11 protein-coding genes and 1 pseudogene are annotated in these 14,905 nt (G+C 62.2%); 6 read left to right on the top strand and 6 right to left on the bottom strand.

What is annotated here, in order from left to right; translation table 11 throughout:
• Nucleotides 1–226: 226 nt before the first annotated feature.
• Together ABIB57_RS26160 and ABIB57_RS26155 are read right to left on the bottom strand one after the other, a co-directional pair.
• On the bottom strand, nt 227–2,236 hold the full coding sequence (locus tag ABIB57_RS26160; RefSeq protein WP_354044355.1) for an AAA family ATPase: 2,010 nt from the start codon (nt 2,234–2,236) through the stop codon (nt 227–229).
• Between the two features lie 179 nt (nt 2,237–2,415).
• Nucleotides 2,416–2,778: a hypothetical protein gene (locus tag ABIB57_RS26155; protein WP_354044354.1), complete on the bottom strand. Its 363-nt coding sequence runs from the start codon at nt 2,776–2,778 to the stop codon at nt 2,416–2,418.
• A gap of 588 nt (nt 2,779–3,366) precedes the next feature.
• On the opposite strand from ABIB57_RS26155, the pseudogene ABIB57_RS26150 reads away from it, so the two are divergent.
• A pseudogene (locus tag ABIB57_RS26150) lies at nt 3,367–4,665 on the top strand (YifB family Mg chelatase-like AAA ATPase); the annotation flags it as partial.
• Between the two features lie 56 nt (nt 4,666–4,721).
• Here ABIB57_RS26150 and cfa read toward each other — a convergent pair.
• Nucleotides 4,722–5,837: a cyclopropane fatty acyl phospholipid synthase gene (gene cfa / locus ABIB57_RS26145; protein ID WP_354044352.1), complete on the bottom strand. Its 1,116-nt coding sequence runs from the start codon at nt 5,835–5,837 to the stop codon at nt 4,722–4,724.
• Between the two features lie 144 nt (nt 5,838–5,981).
• On the opposite strand from cfa, the gene ABIB57_RS26140 reads away from it, so the two are divergent.
• Complete coding sequence (locus ABIB57_RS26140) at nt 5,982–6,635, top strand: DUF1294 domain-containing protein (RefSeq protein ID WP_354044351.1); 654 nt, start codon at nt 5,982–5,984, stop codon at nt 6,633–6,635.
• On the opposite strand, the gene ABIB57_RS26135 is transcribed toward ABIB57_RS26140, so the two are convergent.
• The 3 genes from ABIB57_RS26135 to ABIB57_RS26125 all read right to left on the bottom strand — a co-directional run bounded on the left by ABIB57_RS26135 (nt 6,622) and on the right by ABIB57_RS26125 (nt 9,778).
• Entirely contained in the window at nt 6,622–7,359 is a 738-nt protein-coding gene (locus tag ABIB57_RS26135; RefSeq protein ID WP_354044349.1) for a helix-turn-helix transcriptional regulator, read from the bottom strand. The genes ABIB57_RS26140 and ABIB57_RS26135 overlap by 14 nt on opposite strands.
• Before the next feature lie 72 nt (nt 7,360–7,431).
• A complete protein-coding gene (locus tag ABIB57_RS26130) occupies nt 7,432–8,547 on the bottom strand; it encodes an epoxide hydrolase family protein (protein WP_354044348.1) in 1,116 nt (371 codons plus the stop codon).
• A gap of 220 nt (nt 8,548–8,767) precedes the next feature.
• Complete coding sequence (locus ABIB57_RS26125; RefSeq protein ID WP_354044347.1) at nt 8,768–9,778, bottom strand: aldose epimerase family protein; 1,011 nt, start codon at nt 9,776–9,778, stop codon at nt 8,768–8,770.
• Nucleotides 9,779–9,914: 136 nt separating this feature from the next.
• Here ABIB57_RS26125 and ABIB57_RS26120 point away from each other — a divergent pair, with 136 nt between their 5' ends.
• From ABIB57_RS26120 to ABIB57_RS26105, 4 genes are all read left to right on the top strand, one after another.
• Nucleotides 9,915–10,943 (top strand): LacI family DNA-binding transcriptional regulator, encoded by a 1,029-nt coding sequence (locus ABIB57_RS26120; RefSeq protein ID WP_354044345.1) that lies wholly within the window; start codon nt 9,915–9,917, stop codon nt 10,941–10,943.
• 93 nt (nt 10,944–11,036) lie between these two features.
• Nucleotides 11,037–12,506, top strand: a complete 1,470-nt coding sequence (gene xylB, locus ABIB57_RS26115) for a xylulokinase (protein WP_354044344.1) — start codon at nt 11,037–11,039, stop codon at nt 12,504–12,506.
• Nucleotides 12,503–13,810 carry a xylose isomerase gene (xylA, locus tag ABIB57_RS26110; protein WP_354044343.1) on the top strand — a complete coding sequence of 436 codons (1,308 nt, stop codon included), beginning with the start codon at nt 12,503–12,505 and terminating at the stop codon, nt 13,808–13,810. The genes xylB and xylA overlap by 4 nt, the downstream gene beginning before the upstream one ends.
• Before the next feature lie 181 nt (nt 13,811–13,991).
• Complete coding sequence (locus ABIB57_RS26105; protein WP_354044342.1) at nt 13,992–14,843, top strand: DUF2189 domain-containing protein; 852 nt, start codon at nt 13,992–13,994, stop codon at nt 14,841–14,843.
• The last annotated feature ends 62 nt before the right edge of the window (nt 14,844–14,905 follow it).

The raw sequence follows: 14,905 nt of genomic DNA, 5'->3' as shown, positions 1-14,905 counted from the left end.
CCCCCGGCAAACAGCCTGGGAACGATCAAAACATGGGTCAAATCTCAGTGAAAATTTACGCCCTCAGAGGGTCAGTTCTCAGTGGCAATCAACACGCCTGACTAATCAATCGTGCATTTGTTCGTTCCGCATCGTGCGGACCATTGGGCACCGATATAGCAAGTTCGTCTAAAGGCATTAGTTGTGTCAGCCGTCACTTTGCCTTTTGGGTGTCGGAGTTTCCCCGCTAATGCAGCAATCTTACGTTGCCCGAAGTCCAGCCAGTGGTGGTTCCTCTTCCGTCAACTCGCTCCAGCTCGTCAACGTTCTCCAGCAGAACCGCCGATGCCCGCGCTAAGGCCGCCTCAATCCGTCGCCGAACACTGGCAGCAGCGGGTGTGGAAGTGGAGAGTCGATGATCATCGCCGTCCAAATAGATTACCCCGCATTCGCCGAAGCCAGTCTTGAGCTCCAAATCCTTGGCGATCGCCGTCGCCACGGCCAGGTCTGAACTTGGAATACCCGATCCGAAGGTCGACACATCACCGAACACGATTTCTTCCGCGGCGCGGCCGGCCATGATGACGGCAAGTACATCGTTGCAGGTCTGCTCGGTGTGAAAGCGCTCCTCTGACAAGGCCTTCTCCAACTGACGGGTGAAATCGCCCGCATTCGGTGCCATCTCTGCCAATCCCAGTACCTGGGCGACAATCCTTTGGCCGTTGCGGTAGATTGCGATACGCCGGCGAACCCGGGGCAAGAGTTTGTTGAGCGGATCGGGCACCTGAGCCGCGATCTCGGCGACCGAAAACATCCGCCCTGCCCTGCGCGCCGAGGCTCTCGCCGCCCGGACCAGCTTCTCGATGTCAGCGCCAGTCTGTCCGACCAGACGATGCGCGAGCAAAGACAAGTCCTTTGCCTCCACACCCGCTCCAATGTAGCGCGCAAGAATGGCGGCGATGGCTTCGGCATCAGGCAACTCGATCCGAATGATCCGATCAAGTCGACCCGCACGCATCAGAGCCGGGTCAATCCGCTCGACATGGTTGGTGGCGCCTACGATAACCACGCCTGGTGTGTTCGTGGCATCAGTGACGAGGACCAACATCAAATTGACGATCTGGGTCCAGTACTCGACATACTCGCCCGCCAGTTGGCTTCGGCTGGAAATGCCATCGATCTCATCGATGAGCAGAACGCAGGGTGCTTTGGTGGTGGCCTCAGCGAAGACCTCCTTCATTCGATTGAGGGTGCCTGAGAGGTGCTTGTGCCCGTTCCATTCGGCGACGTTCGACGCGATCAATGGTACGTCGAGCGAACCGGCCAGCACGGATGCGAAACTTGTTTTGCCGGTGCCTGGCGGACCATCCAAGACGACAGCTCGGTGGTCGACCTCATCCCAGTCGAGCTTTCCCTCGCGCCACAGCTTCATATCCTGAGCGAGTTCGAGGCCCCAAGCTTTCGCTTCCCCATAACCGGCGAGGTCATCGAGCCGCACGGTTGCCGGTTTGGGCACCTCTATCTTCGTGCTGACCACCTGCAGCAGCCCTGACAAACATGCCGCCGCCGGGCGGGCCCGGCGAATGTGCGCTACCAGATCGGCGGTTCGCAGCTTGTCAGCCGAAGTGAGGCTCAAAACCCCTTGCGGGACCTCATCATGCGCGGCTTCGAACAGTAGAGCGAGCATCTCTGGAGTCATCGGCGGCAAGTCCAACATCAACTCAGCACCAGCAAGGGCCGCTGGAACTGGATCATCGGCCGCCAAGGTGCAAAAGATGGGAATGCACCGTTCGGCCGCCTGTGCAATCGGACGAACCATCCGATCGGTGTAGCGGACGCCGACATCGTCGAGAACCAGAAGGCGGACGTCGCCCTCCAAGGCGTAGTGCGGATTATGCGCAATCGCCCGGACGCGGTGCGGCGTGGCATCGGAAAGCACCTCGCCTACCCTCTCCGCATCATCACCAGGTCTGCACCTGACAACCAAGAATGCCTTGGTCGCCATCAGGTCTTCAACCGTAGGAAAATAAGGCGCCAAGCAGTATCCCAAAGCGATCGCATAAGCGGCTTTGTCGGCGGGCAGCCGCATATTGGCTTGCATCTTCTCGGCAAGAGCCACCTCCTCTGCCTCTGAGCGGGTATCGTATTTGAGTTCAGCTGAAGCCCGTTGGCGCAGGCCGTTTAGCAGTTGGCGGGCAAGCCCGACGCCAAGAATAACATCCGCGCCACGTTTTTCTGGTGTTCTTCGATTCGCCATGTTCGTCCTCGGACTCCGGCGAGCCCAGTCGTCGCGTAGAGATGTCTGCGGGGGCGGCTAAACCGGTGGATTTCGGCCTTGATAAAGCCCATGACAACCTAGAATCCGAGCGCGGTAAGTTCGCGACGCATTGAAAACCGCAAAACGCCGGCTGTTCTCTGATGCCCCCTTTAGCCGGGTCACGTCTCTGCACCCGTAAATCGCTGCCCAGGCTGCCATCCGTATCCGAAAAGTTTCTCAACACGGTATAGCCCGTTGCGGGTGAGCACCCAGCCCAAATGACCGCCATCAACTACAATGTCGTCCGTGTTCGAGATATCGGTGGCAACGGTTTTGCCGGTTCTGAGCAGCCCAATGCAGACGTACTCGGTTTTTTGCATGTAGGCCGCCCTAGCGAATACTGGCGTGTGACGAAGTTGCTGATCAGAGAAGTTTCCCTCCCGCAGGAGGATTGTGAGGTGCTCCGCTAGCTGAAGGGTTTCATCTATCTTGGCTGCCAAATCCTCAACTCCCAGCCACCGAAGTGATTCGGTCTGTTTCATTTTCGGGTCTCCGTTACCTGAAAGCATAGCCAAACTACGTGATTCGGCAAATGATATGGTTTTTCGCGTGTAACCAGATGCACTTTAAGCGATGGTACTTTGAGTTCTGGATACGGGTTCCGGAGCATGCCAAATCCACTTGATGGATATGCATCCGGAACTCCTGTTGGCTGCCAGAGTGGCGCTAGGTCTCACACGAGAGGCGCTGGCCAATGACGCTGGTATTGGTGAACGGACCCTCGCGGATCTGGAAGGTGGACGTCGCAGTTCAGTGGAAACCTATCTTCTTGTCCGTCGGGCCCTGGAGGCCCGAGGAGTCGCCTTCTTCGCGGCCGATGGCGAAGGGGGACCAGGTCTGCGCTTGCCGGTATATTGGGCGGGATCAACGTTAGTGAGGCCGCGGAACACTCGGCGCTCAGTGCGAAAAAGCGGAACACTTAGCTAGTTCCAACTTATTAAGCTGGTGCCTGACCGGCCCAGCTCGTCTGCTATGTGGGAGCCACTTCGCCGGGCCGGTCCCCATATCAATCCAGGATCAGTGTAACACGGTCGCGTTCACAGAGTTGTGATGTCAAAAAGACATGTGTCAAAAGCAGCCACTACGATCTGCCCATCGCCCTGGCACTGATGGCCGAAATCGGCGCCATTCCGCGCGACGCGCTCGACGGCTTTCTGGCCCTGGGTGAACTGGGCCTCGATGGTCGCCTCGCCCATGTGCAGGGCGTCCTGCCGGCCGCCATTGCCGCCCATGGCCGGGGCCTCGGTATCATGTGCGCCACAGCGTCCGGCCCCGAAGCCGCCTGGGCCGGCGAGGACATCGATATTGTGGCTGCCGATAGCCTGCTTGCTTTAGTCAATCACCTCACCGGCCATCAACTGGCCACCCGCCCCCTGCCCAAGCGTTACCTCCCCAATACCGCCCTGCCCGATCTCAGCGAAGTGCGCGGCCAGCAGGTCGCCCGTCGCGCGCTCGAAGTCGCCGCCGCCGGGGGCCACAACATGCTGATGATCGGCCCGCCCGGCGCCGGCAAGTCGATGCTGGCGGCGCGCCTGCCCTCCATCCTGCCACCACTTAATCCGCGCGAGCTGCTCGACGTGTCGATGATCCAGTCTATTGCCGGCGAACTGGCCGGTGGCGCCATTTCCGACCGCCGCCCTTTCCGCGCGCCGCACCATTCGGCGTCTATGGCGGCTTTGGTCGGCGGCGGTCTTCGCGTCCGCCCTGGGGAAGTGAGTCTGGCCCATAATGGCGTGCTGTTCCTCGACGAACTCCCAGAGTTTGCGCCGCAGGTGCTCGATAGCCTGCGCCAACCACTGGAATCGGGCGAAACCGTCATTGCCCGCGCCAATGCCCGCGTCTCCTATCCGTCCCGCGTGCAACTGATCGCGGCGATGAATCCCTGCAAATGCGGCATGGCGGGCAGTCCGGGCCATACGTGCAAGCGTGGTGCCGCCTGCGCGGGCGATTACCAATCCCGTGTCTCCGGTCCCTTCCTTGACCGCATCGATATCCGCATTGACGTGCCCGCTGTCAGCGCCGCCGACATGATCGCGCCGGGCGGCGTCGCCGAACCCTCGTCCGTGGTTGCCCAGCGCGTGCATCTGGCCCGTGAGCGCCAGCGCCAGCGCTACCTCGATGCCGGCGCGCCCGGCGTCTACACCAATGCCGCGGCCGGCCCGACCCTGATCGAAGCCGTGGTCAATCCCGATCGCGACAGCCAGGCCCTGCTTCTGCAGGCGGCTGAGCGCTTCTCGCTCTCCGCCCGCGCCTATCACCGGGTGCTGAAAGTCGCGCGCACGCTGGCAGATCTTGCGGGGGCCGAAAAGGTCGCCCGCTCTCACATCGCCGAAGCCTTGAGCTACCGCATCAACCTGGCCGTGACCTGATCAATGACGATCCGATGACCGGCTTTGCGGTGGAAAGTTTCACGTGAATCCTTGACTCATCGCACGCTGGTATAGCCACCCGGCACGCCATGGGGCGAGAGCACCACCTGCCAGAGCCCGATATTGCGCGCCCGGAACACCGCCGCGAACGAGGTTAGGTAGTAGCGCCACATGCGATAGAAACGCTGGTCATATTGGTCGGCCAGCTTTGGCCAGGCCGCTTCGAACCGCTCGAGCCAAGCCATCAGGGTCTTGTCGTAATCGGCGCCGAAATTGTGCCAGTCCTCCATCACGAACAGCTTTTCTATTCCCGTGCCGATCTGTGCGATCGAGGGCAGCATGCCATTGGGAAAAATGTACTTTTCGCTCCACGGATCGCCATGGCTCGTCGTGGTATGGCCACCGATCGAGTGCAGCAGCATCAGCCCATCATCCACCAAAAGCTCGCGCGCTTTGGTGAAATAGGGCCGGTAATTCTTGTAGCCGACATGCTCGAACATGCCGATTGAGATGATGCGGTCGAATTTGCCCTCGAGTGCTTGATAATCCATCAGCCGCGTCTCGACCGGCAGGCCTTTCGTGCGCTCATTGGCCAGCGCCGCCTGTTCCTTCGAGATGGTCACGCCCACCGCGCTCACCCCATAGCGCTCGGCGGCAAACTGCATGAACCCGCCCCAACCCGAGCCGATATCGAGAATACGCATGCCCTTTTCCAGCCCCACCTTGCGACAGATCAGGTCGAGCTTGGCCTCCTGCGCGGCGTCGAGCGTGGTGGCGTCCTGCCAGTAGCCGCAGGAGTAGATCATGCGGCTATCGAGCATGGCGGCGTAAAGCTCATTGCCGATATCGTAGTGCTTCTCACCCACTTCGCGCACCTTGAGGCGCTGCATATTCAGCAGCTTGCCGCGCAGCACGCTGCCGATCAGCGCCAGGTCAGGCCGGAAATTGTCCTGGATATGGGCCGAAACCAGCCGGAAAATGAACTGGTCGATCGCCTCAGCGTCCCACCAGCCGTCCATATAGGCCTCGCCCAGCCCCAGCGTACCCTGGCTCAGCAGGCGTCCGTACAACGCCTCGTTATGCACCTGTGGGTCCCACGGATTGGGGCCGTTGATAACCACCCCAGTCCTTTTGAGCTGCGTCTCGATGAAAGTCTTGGCGGTGCTGGACATGATTTAATTAGGATGCTGATTGTTGCGGAAACGGTCCATGTTAACTCCATCGTCAATCGACGATCAACAAGAATCTGACAGCGGCAAAAATCCATCGCCCGGTAACGCCTTGTCCCTAAACTGGTTGCGGTACGGAGCGGACCAATGGCCCAGCGTGGTGAACTGATCGAGTGGAATGACGAGCGCGGCTTCGGCTTCATCCATCCCGATGGTGGCGGCCCGCGCCTGTTTGTCCACATCTCCCAGATCGGGCGCATCGCCACCCGCCCGCACCTTGGTGACCGCGTCAGCTACGCCATCGGCCGCGGCCGCGATGGTGGCCCCGCCGCGGTCAATGTCAGCATTGCCGGGGCTAACCCGGTCAAGGCCCGAGCTCTGGCGCGGGGCACCGAAACCAGTCCAACACCGGCCGCATCCGGCTATAACCAATTGCGGACCTATCTTGGCCTGATCCTGTTGGCCCTCGTGGCGATCGGCTGGCTCGCCGGCTCGATCCCGACCGCTTTGGCCGTGGTGTATCTGGTGATGAGTGCCGCCTCGGCCTGGCTCTATTACCGCGACAAGCAAAGTGCCGAAGCGGGTGAATGGCGTACCAGCGAGGATATGCTGCATGGCATTGACTTGGCCTTCGGCATTATCGGCGGGCTCCTGGCCCAGCAACTGTTTCGCCACAAGACCGCCAAGCGCGGCTTCGCCGCCATAAGCTATGTCATCGCTGCCGTGCACGGTCTCTGGCTCGCCGGCCTCGTCAGCGGCCGCATTTCTCTAGGCGATCTGACCGGCCTTATTGCTGGCTGAGGCCGGCTTTGGCCGCCGCGTCGCGAGCCCGCCACTCGGCCCACTCACGCTCCTGCTCCACTTGCCATTCCTTGACCATGGCCAGCCGTCGGCGCCCGTAACGCTCCTCGATCGCCGTCAGCGTCGCAATGCGGTCGGTGCGAAAATTGCGGAATGCCTCGCGCATGCAGCACCAGGCGACGATGATCTGCTTGCCCTCGTAATAGGCCAGTTGAATCGGCCAGATGCTGCGTTGCGAGGTGCGTCCGCCCTCGTCCTCATAGGCGATATGCAGCGCCTTTTCCTGCCGCATCGCCAGCCGGATCTGGCCCAGAATCGCCACCGGTGGCCTTTTGCTGGCCACCAGCACCGGCCACAGCCCGGTATCGTTAATCTTGTCGCGCAGGTCCTCGGGCGAGGCGGTGGCGATCTTGGCCAGCGCATTCTGCGCCGCCCCAGCCAGTCCGTCGTCGGGCTGCGCCTGCACCCAGCGCGCGCCCAGCACCAGGGCCTCCAGCTCCTCGGCTGAAAACATCAGCGGCGGCAAGAAGAACCCGGGCTTCAGCATATAGCCGACCCCAGCTTCCCCCTCGATCGGCGCCCCCAGCCCGATAAGGGTCTGCACGTCGCGATAGAGCGTGCGCACCGAAACATTCTGCTCTTCGGCCAAAGCCGCCGCCGTAACCGGCCGCCGATGCCGCCGCAGTGCATCCATGACCGCGAACAGGCGCTCTGTTTTGTCCATGGTTCGTTCTCCTCTGGACCAAAGGCATGCCCGATTCCACAGCCGCCGCCAAGCACCTCGCTGCTTTGGCGGTCAGGCAATCTGCGCATGAAAGCCACGGATATCGGCGGCGAACTCTTCGGGAAATTCCAGCGCCGGAAAATGCCCACCCGCCGTGGCCTCGGTCCAGCGCACGATATTCTGCAAATGGCGCTCGCCCCAGGCCCGCGGCGCTGGATTGTCTCCCGGCGGCAGGTAAATGCCATGCGGCACCCGGTGCGGCGGGCCGGGCTTGATCAGGTCGGGATCGGCAAAGGCCTCCTTGTAGAGCCGCACCGACGAGCCGATGCTCTGGGAAAACCAATAGACCGAGAGGATTGTGCACAGGTCATCCAGCGCAAACGCCGTTTCGATCGGCCGATCAGCCTGGTTCCAGCCGTTGTATTTCTCGGCTATCCACGCTGCCAGCCCTGCGGGCGAATCATTCAGCCCCACCGCCAGTGTTGCCGGCTTGGTGCCCTGGATCATCGCATACGCGCCCTCTGCGAAGGCCCAGTAATCGATACCCTTGAAATAGGCCGCCTCCTCGGGTGTCGGCTCGTCCGGCCGCGCAAAGCCCGAATAAACATTGGAATAATGCGCCCCGATGATCCGCTCCGGCGCGGTCTTGACCAACACCATCTCGACCCCGGCCCCCAGGTCCGAGCCGCTGACCATGAAGCGCTCATAGCCCTGCCGGCTCATCAATTCCGCCCACAGCGGCGCCACTTTGGTCAGGTTCATGCCCGGCGCAGTCGGCTTGCTGGAAAAGCCGTAGCCGGGGAGCGAGGGAATGACGATATCGAACGACACGCCGTCCACCTCCCGCGTCAGTAGCGGCACGATGGGCAGCAATTCGACAAAATTGGATGGCCAGCCATTGGTCAGCAGCAGCGGCACATGCCGGCCGCCTTCGCCCTTCACGTGGACGAAATGGACCGTCTCGCCGTCGACTTCCTCGGTAAATTGCGCAAAGCCGTTGAGCCGCGCCTCGGCCGCCCGCCAATCGAACGCATGGCCCCAATGGCTGATCAGCCGACTTAAAAACCCGGTCTCGATGCCATAGTCCCAGCCGACGTCGTCTAGCACCTGCGGTAGCCGCGTATCGGCCAGCCGCACCTTGAGGTCTTCCAGTGCGCTGTCGTCGACGGCAATCTGAAACGGCATCATGGCAAAGTCTCCACGCGGCGAGGTGCCGCGTGAATATCAATGCGCTTGCTTCCTGACAGTTCGAGTCAGGAGAGGCTTGTGGCCGACTGGGCAGGATGTGGTGGCGCGATCTGTCCCGCCCACTACGCTTCCCGCGGACTTGATCCGCGGGCCTCTATCAATGCGGCACATGCGGAGACAGGACGGTGGGCGCTGAGAGATGTATTAAAAGTATACCGCCCTACGCGATTTCGAACTCGCACCAATGGCTATACGGCCGCTCGGGCGAATGAATCACCGATGGAAAATGCGGATTGTGCACCGCATCGGCAAAATTCTGGTCCTCGAGGCACAGCCCCGAATGCTTGCCATAGCGCTTGCCGTTCAGCCCCGGCACCGGGATGTCGGTCCAGACGCCATTGTAAACCTGCACGCCCGGCCTGTCAGTCCACAGCTTGAGCGTCAGCGCCCCATCCGGGCCCTTCACCACCGCGATCGGCTCGGCATGGCTGCGCCCGGTATCTAGCGCCAGCCCGATATCATAGGCCACGGGATTGCCCGCCTGATCGCGCATGACTCGCCCACCGCGCAGATCGTACTGCATGCCCGCCGATGGTAGGATGGCGCCGGTGGGGCACAGGTCCTCGCCCAGTTCGGTATAGGCGCTCGAGTTCACCTGGATGTGGTGGTCGAGCACATCATTGCCCGTTCCGAGGTTGAAATACTGGTGCTGCACCAAGCTGATCGGGGTGGCCCGGTCGGTCGTAGCCTCAAGTTCCAGTCGCAGCTTGTTGCCGGTCAGCCGATAGGTGGCGGCGAAATTGACGTTGCCGGGATAGCCCGATGCGCCATCCGGGCTGAAATGGGTGAAGCGCACCGCATTGGTGCCGCCATCGACCTCGCCGTCCCACACCTGCCGGCCCAGTCCCTCATTGCCGCCGTGCAGATGCAGCGCTCCGGCATTGGGCGGCAAGTCGTAATGCTTGCCGTTGAGATCGAACGAAGAGCCTTTGATGCGGTTGGCCACCCGGCCAGCCAGCGAGCCGAAGTGCGGGCTGTGCTCGGGATAAGCGTCGAACTCGTCGAACCCCAGCACCACAGAGCGCAGGCTACCGGCTACCGGCACGCGCCAGTTACGCACCACGCAGCCGTAGGAGATGATATCGACCGCAACCCCGGTTTCGCTGGTCAGCCGGAACTGATCGACCCGCTTGCCCTTGAACTCGCCAAATGCCGAAACTTCGATTGCCATTGCATGCCCCTTCGTCTTTTGCGGCAAACGTGTAGCCTGCTTTCCGGCCCACCCGCAATGTCGCACTTGACCTTTTGGCCGCCCCTGCCGACTGTGGCGGCACGCAATTCAGGGGTGAAGCTTGGACGAGATCGGCATGAGACGGCGCGCCACCGTCCACGATGTGGCCCGTGCTGCCGGCGTATCGCTGGCCACGGTCGACCGCGTGCTCAATGGCCGCGCCGGTGTCAGCCCCGCCACAACCGAAAAAGTCGAAACCGCCATTGCGACCCTGGGTTTCCAGCGCGATCTGTCGGCCTCGCTGCTGGCCCGGGCGCGCGATCTGCGCGTCGTTTTCATCATCCCCGATAGCTCCAACGAGTTCATGGCCGGCCTTGCCGACGCCGTCACCCGCCGTGCTACCCAGGCGCCGGCCGATCGGCTCCAGCTCAATACCGTCCGGCTGAAGGCACTCGATGCCGATGCTTTGGCCCGCAGCCTCGACGCGCTCGATCCGCGCGATTGCGACTGCGCCGTCATCGTCGCCAGCGAAGACACTTCGGTGCTCGCCGCCGTCGACCACGCCAGCCGCCGTGGCGTCGTGGTGATGACCCTGGTGTCCGACCTGCCCGGTTCCAGCCGCCGCCACTTCATCGGCATCGACAATGTCGCGGCCGGCCGCACCGCCGCTTCGCTCATGGGACGATTCTGCCCGGCGGGCGGCAAGGTCGCGCTCATTGCCGGCTCTCTGCATCTGCGCGATCACCGCGACCGCCTCGAAGGCTTTCGCGCGACCATGGCTGCCGAATTTCCCGCCGTATCGCTGGTCGGCCCAATCGAAGGCCATGACGAGCGCGCCGAAACCGAAGCCCTGGTGGGTAAGCTCCTCAACAGCCATCCGGACCTCGCCGGCATTTACAATCTGGGTGCCGGTAACTCCGGCCTCGTCGCCGCGCTTGATGCTTCGCACCGCTCCGGCAGCATCCGTGTCATCGCCCACGAGCTCACTGAGCCGACCCGCAATGGCCTGCGTTCCGGGGCCATCGACGTCGTGCTGGATCAGAATCCAGACGGTGAAATCCGCGCTGCCATCGCGGCCGCCCGCTCGCTTGCGCTCGGCGCCAGCGGCATCGCCAAAACCGACCCTATTGAAATCGGTATTTTCCTGCGCGACAACTTGCGCTAAGAAGCACGCCATCCATCAAATTGGCGCTAGCCCAAAAATGGGCAGGGAGGACGTTTAGATGTTGTTTGCACCTGGCTCGGAGGTACGTACCTCATGAGTGCCACCTTTCTCGGCATCGATATCGGCACGTCCGGCGTCAAGGCCCTGCTGATCGACGAAGCTGGCCGCGCCCTGGGCGAAGCCACTGCCCCCGCCGTTGAGCCGGTCCGCCCCCATCCCGGCTGGTCCGAGCAAAACCCCGCCGATTGGTGGACCGCGACCCTCGCCGCTATCGACAAGCTCTCTAAGTCCAACCCCGAGCAACTCAGCCAGGTGCGCGGCATCGGCCTCTCCGGCCACATGCATGGCGCGACCTTGCTGGGCAAGGACGACGAAGTCCTCCGCCCCTGCATCCTGTGGAACGACGGCCGCGCCGCTGCCGAATGCGCCGAAATGGAAGCCGCGCTGCCCAGTCTGCGCCAGCTCGCTGGCAATATCGCCATGCCCGGCTTCACCGCGCCCAAGATCGCTTGGGTGCGCAAGCACGAGCCGCAGATTTACGCCAAAATCGCCAAGGTGCTGCTGCCCAAGGCCTATATCCGCCTGCTGCTGACCGGTGAGCACGTCGAGGAAATGTCCGACGCCGCCGGCACGCTCTGGCTCGATGTCGCTAAGCGCGACTGGTCCGACGAGCTGCTTGCCGTCACCGGCCTCAACCGCTCGCACATGCCGCGCCTCGTCGAAGGTTCGGCGCCCTCCGCCAATCTCAAACCCGAATTCGTCTCCCGCTGGGGCATGAGCGGCGATGTCGTCATCGCTGGTGGCGCCGGCGATAACGCCGCCGCCGCTTGTGGCATCGGCGCCATCCGTCCCGGCGAGGGTTTTGTCTCGCTCGGCACTTCGGGCGTCATCTTCGTCTCCAACGAGCGCTTCAGCCCCAATACCAATGGCGCCGTTCACGCCTTCTGCCATGCCATCCCCAATACCTGGCATCAGATGGGCGTGATCCTGTCGGCCACCGATAGCCTTAACTGGCTGTCCCGCATAACCGGCCAGCAGCAGGCCGACCTGTCCCGCGCCGCCGAAGCGCAGTTCAAAGGCCCCGGCGAGGAAATCTTCCTGCCGTACCTCTCGGGCGAACGCACACCGCACAACAATGCCAATGCTCGGGGTAGTTTCACCGGCCTCAGCCAGAGCACCGAGCCGGCGCAACTCGCCCAGGCCGTCATGGAGGGCGTCACCTTCGCCTTCCGCGATTGCCAGCGTGTGCTCAACGATGCTGGCACGAAAATCGACCGCTTGCTCGCGGTCGGTGGCGGTTCCAAGTCCCCGCTCTGGCTCAAGATGATCGCCACCAATCTCAACATGGAAATCGCCCTCCCCGAGGACGGCGATTTCGGCGGCGCGCTCGGCGCTGCACGGCTTGGCCTCTGCGCCGCCACCGGCGCCGATCCTGCCAGTGTCATGACAATGCCCGCCATCAAGACCGTGATCGCTCCTGATCGGAGCCTCACCAACGCCTACGCCGACCAATATGCGCGTTATCGCGCACTTTATCCCGCCATCGAGGAGGCACGGACGTGACTGATTTCTTCAAGGGAATTTCGCCGGTGAAGTTCGAAGGGGCCAACAGCGCCAACGCGCTGGCCTATCGCCATTACAACAAGGACGAGATCGTCCTTGGCAAGCGGATGGAGGATCATATCCGCCCCGCAGTCGCCTATTGGCACACCTTTGCCTGGGAGGGCGGCGATCCGTTCGGCGGGCGCACCTTCGATCGTCCCTGGTATGACAAGGGCCTCGAGGGCGCCAAGATCAAGGCCGACGTGGCGTTCGAGCTGTTCGACCTGCTCGATATTCCCTTCTTCTGCTTCCACGACGCCGATATCGCCCCCGAGGGTGAAACTTTGGCCGAATCCAACCGCAATGTGCGCGTTATCGGCGATATCTTCGCCAAGAAGATGCAGTCGAGCCGCACCAAGCTGCTCTGGGGCACCGCCAACCTGTTCTCCAATCGCCGCTATATGTCCGGCGCCGCGACCAATCCCGATCCGGATGTGTTCGCCTACGCCGCCGGCCAGGTGAAGAACGTGCTGGAACTGACCCACGAACTGGGCGGCGCCAATTACGTGCTCTGGGGCGGTCGCGAGGGCTATGAAACCCTCCTCAACACCAAGATCGGGCAGGAACAGGACCAGATGGGCCGTTTCCTGCATCTGGTCATCGAGCATGCCCACAAGATCGGCTTCAAGGGCCAGATCCTGATCGAGCCGAAGCCCCAGGAACCGTCCAAGCACCAGTACGATTTCGACGTCGCGACGGTCTATGGCTTCCTGCGCAAGTATGGCCTGGAAAAAGATGTGAAGTGCAATATCGAGGTCGGCCACGCTTTCCTCGCCAACCACACCTTCGAGCATGAACTGGCGCTGGCCGCTTCGCTGGGCATTTTGGGTTCCGTCGACGCCAATCGCAACGATATCCAGTCCGGCTGGGATACCGACCAGTTCCCCAATTCGGTGCCCGACACTACGCTGGCCTTCTACCAGATCCTCAAGGCTGGTGGACTCAACTCCGGTGGCTGGAATTTCGACGCCAAAGTGCGCCGCCAGTCTATCGATCCCGCAGACCTGCTGCATGGTCACGTCGGCGGCCTCGATGTGCTCGCCCGCTCGCTCAAGGCGGCAGCGGCGCTGATCACCGACGGCACCTATGACAAGACCCTCGACGCCCGCTATGCCGGCTGGAACACGCCCGATGGCAAGGCGATCCTCGAGGGCAAAGTCTCGCTCGCCGATCTCGCGGCTCGCGTCGATGCGCAAAACATCAACCCGCAGCCGCGCTCCGGCCAGCAGGAATATCTGGAAAACCTGATCAACCGCTTCGTCTGATCGCGCCGAACCGGCCGCCTTTGCGGCGGCCGGTTCACGATTTCCCGACCAGGGGCGACAAAACGTCGCATCTGCTCTATTCTCGCCTCAGATGCAGACCAGCGTTCGCCCGACCGCCCTGTAACCCCCATGCCCGGTCCGGCGAATGACCTCTGCACCCTTTGGTAGCGGAGAATGCACAATGGCAAATTTTCACGTGATTGGTGGTACCACCGAGCGGCTGGCGCATCCCACCATCAATAAAATCCACACTGCCGATCTGATCGACAGTCTGCGCCTCGGCATGGCCGACTTTTGGGAGAAACCGTCCCACATGGTCCTGCTGGCGCTGATCTATCCGGCGGTCGCCATCGTGCTGACCGTCTGGGCCTCGGGCTATTACACCTGGCCTCTGCTCTATCCGTTGCTCGGCGGCTTTGCGCTGATCGGCCCCTTTGCTGCTATCGGCCTCTATGAAATCAGCCGGCGGCGCGAACAGGGCCTCGATACCTCTTGGCAACACGCTTTCCGGGTGCTGCGTTCCCCCGCCATCGGCTCCATCTTTGCGGTGGGCGTCCTGCTCTTCGTGGTCTTCACCCTCTGGTTGACCGCCGCGCAGGCCCTTTACGAAAACCTGTTCGGCGCAGCCCCACCCATGACGATCGACGTCATGGTGCAACAGATCCTGTCCACGCCGCAGGGCTGGACGCTGATTATCGTCGGCAATCTGATCGGCCTGGCCTTCGCCATTGTCACGCTCTGCACCACCGTCGTGGCCTTCCCCTTGATGCTTGACCGCGACGTCGGCGCCGCTGCAGCAGTGGAAACCTCGTTCCGCGCCGTGATTAAAAACCCGCTGCCCATGGCGCTCTGGGGCCTGATCGTTGCTGTCGGCCTGGTGCTGGGCTCGATCCCGCTGTTCGTCGGCCTCGCCGTCGTCATCCCGATTTTCGGCCATGCCACCTGGCATCTCTATCGCAAGCTGATCGAGCCGGAGGCCTCCACCATGCCGACGCGCTCCGTCCGTGCCACGAAACCGGGAAAAACCGCCTGACCGCTGTTGGATTTTGCGGCCTAAGCCCCTAAGTTCTCGGCTTCCCAGCGGTGGCCGAGACC

Source organism: Devosia sp. UYZn731 (assembly GCF_040546795.1).
Classification (GTDB): Bacteria; Pseudomonadota; Alphaproteobacteria; order Rhizobiales; family Devosiaceae; genus Devosia.
The sequence above is the reverse complement of the archived record's forward strand: the minus strand, read 5'-3'. Positions and strand labels throughout refer to the sequence as shown.

Bases quoted from the DNA above. Each gene is read 5' to 3' on its own strand.
- ABIB57_RS26155 (WP_354044354.1), bottom strand. From the start codon at position 2,778: ATGAAACAGACCGAATCACTTCGGTGGCTGGGAGTTGAGGATTTGGCA.
- xylB (WP_354044344.1), top strand. From the start codon at position 11,037: ATGAGTGCCACCTTTCTCGGCATCGATATCGGCACGTCCGGCGTCAAG.
- ABIB57_RS26125 (WP_354044347.1), bottom strand. From the start codon at position 9,778: ATGGCAATCGAAGTTTCGGCATTTGGCGAGTTCAAGGGCAAGCGGGTC.
- ABIB57_RS26160 (WP_354044355.1), bottom strand. From the start codon at position 2,236: ATGGCGAATCGAAGAACACCAGAAAAACGTGGCGCGGATGTTATTCTT.
- ABIB57_RS26120 (WP_354044345.1), top strand. From the start codon at position 9,915: ATGAGACGGCGCGCCACCGTCCACGATGTGGCCCGTGCTGCCGGCGTA.
- ABIB57_RS26130 (WP_354044348.1), bottom strand. From the start codon at position 8,547: ATGATGCCGTTTCAGATTGCCGTCGACGACAGCGCACTGGAAGACCTC.
- ABIB57_RS26140 (WP_354044351.1), top strand. From the start codon at position 5,982: ATGGCCCAGCGTGGTGAACTGATCGAGTGGAATGACGAGCGCGGCTTC.
- ABIB57_RS26105 (WP_354044342.1), top strand. From the start codon at position 13,992: ATGGCAAATTTTCACGTGATTGGTGGTACCACCGAGCGGCTGGCGCAT.
- ABIB57_RS26135 (WP_354044349.1), bottom strand. From the start codon at position 7,359: ATGGACAAAACAGAGCGCCTGTTCGCGGTCATGGATGCACTGCGGCGG.
- cfa (WP_354044352.1), bottom strand. From the start codon at position 5,837: ATGTCCAGCACCGCCAAGACTTTCATCGAGACGCAGCTCAAAAGGACT.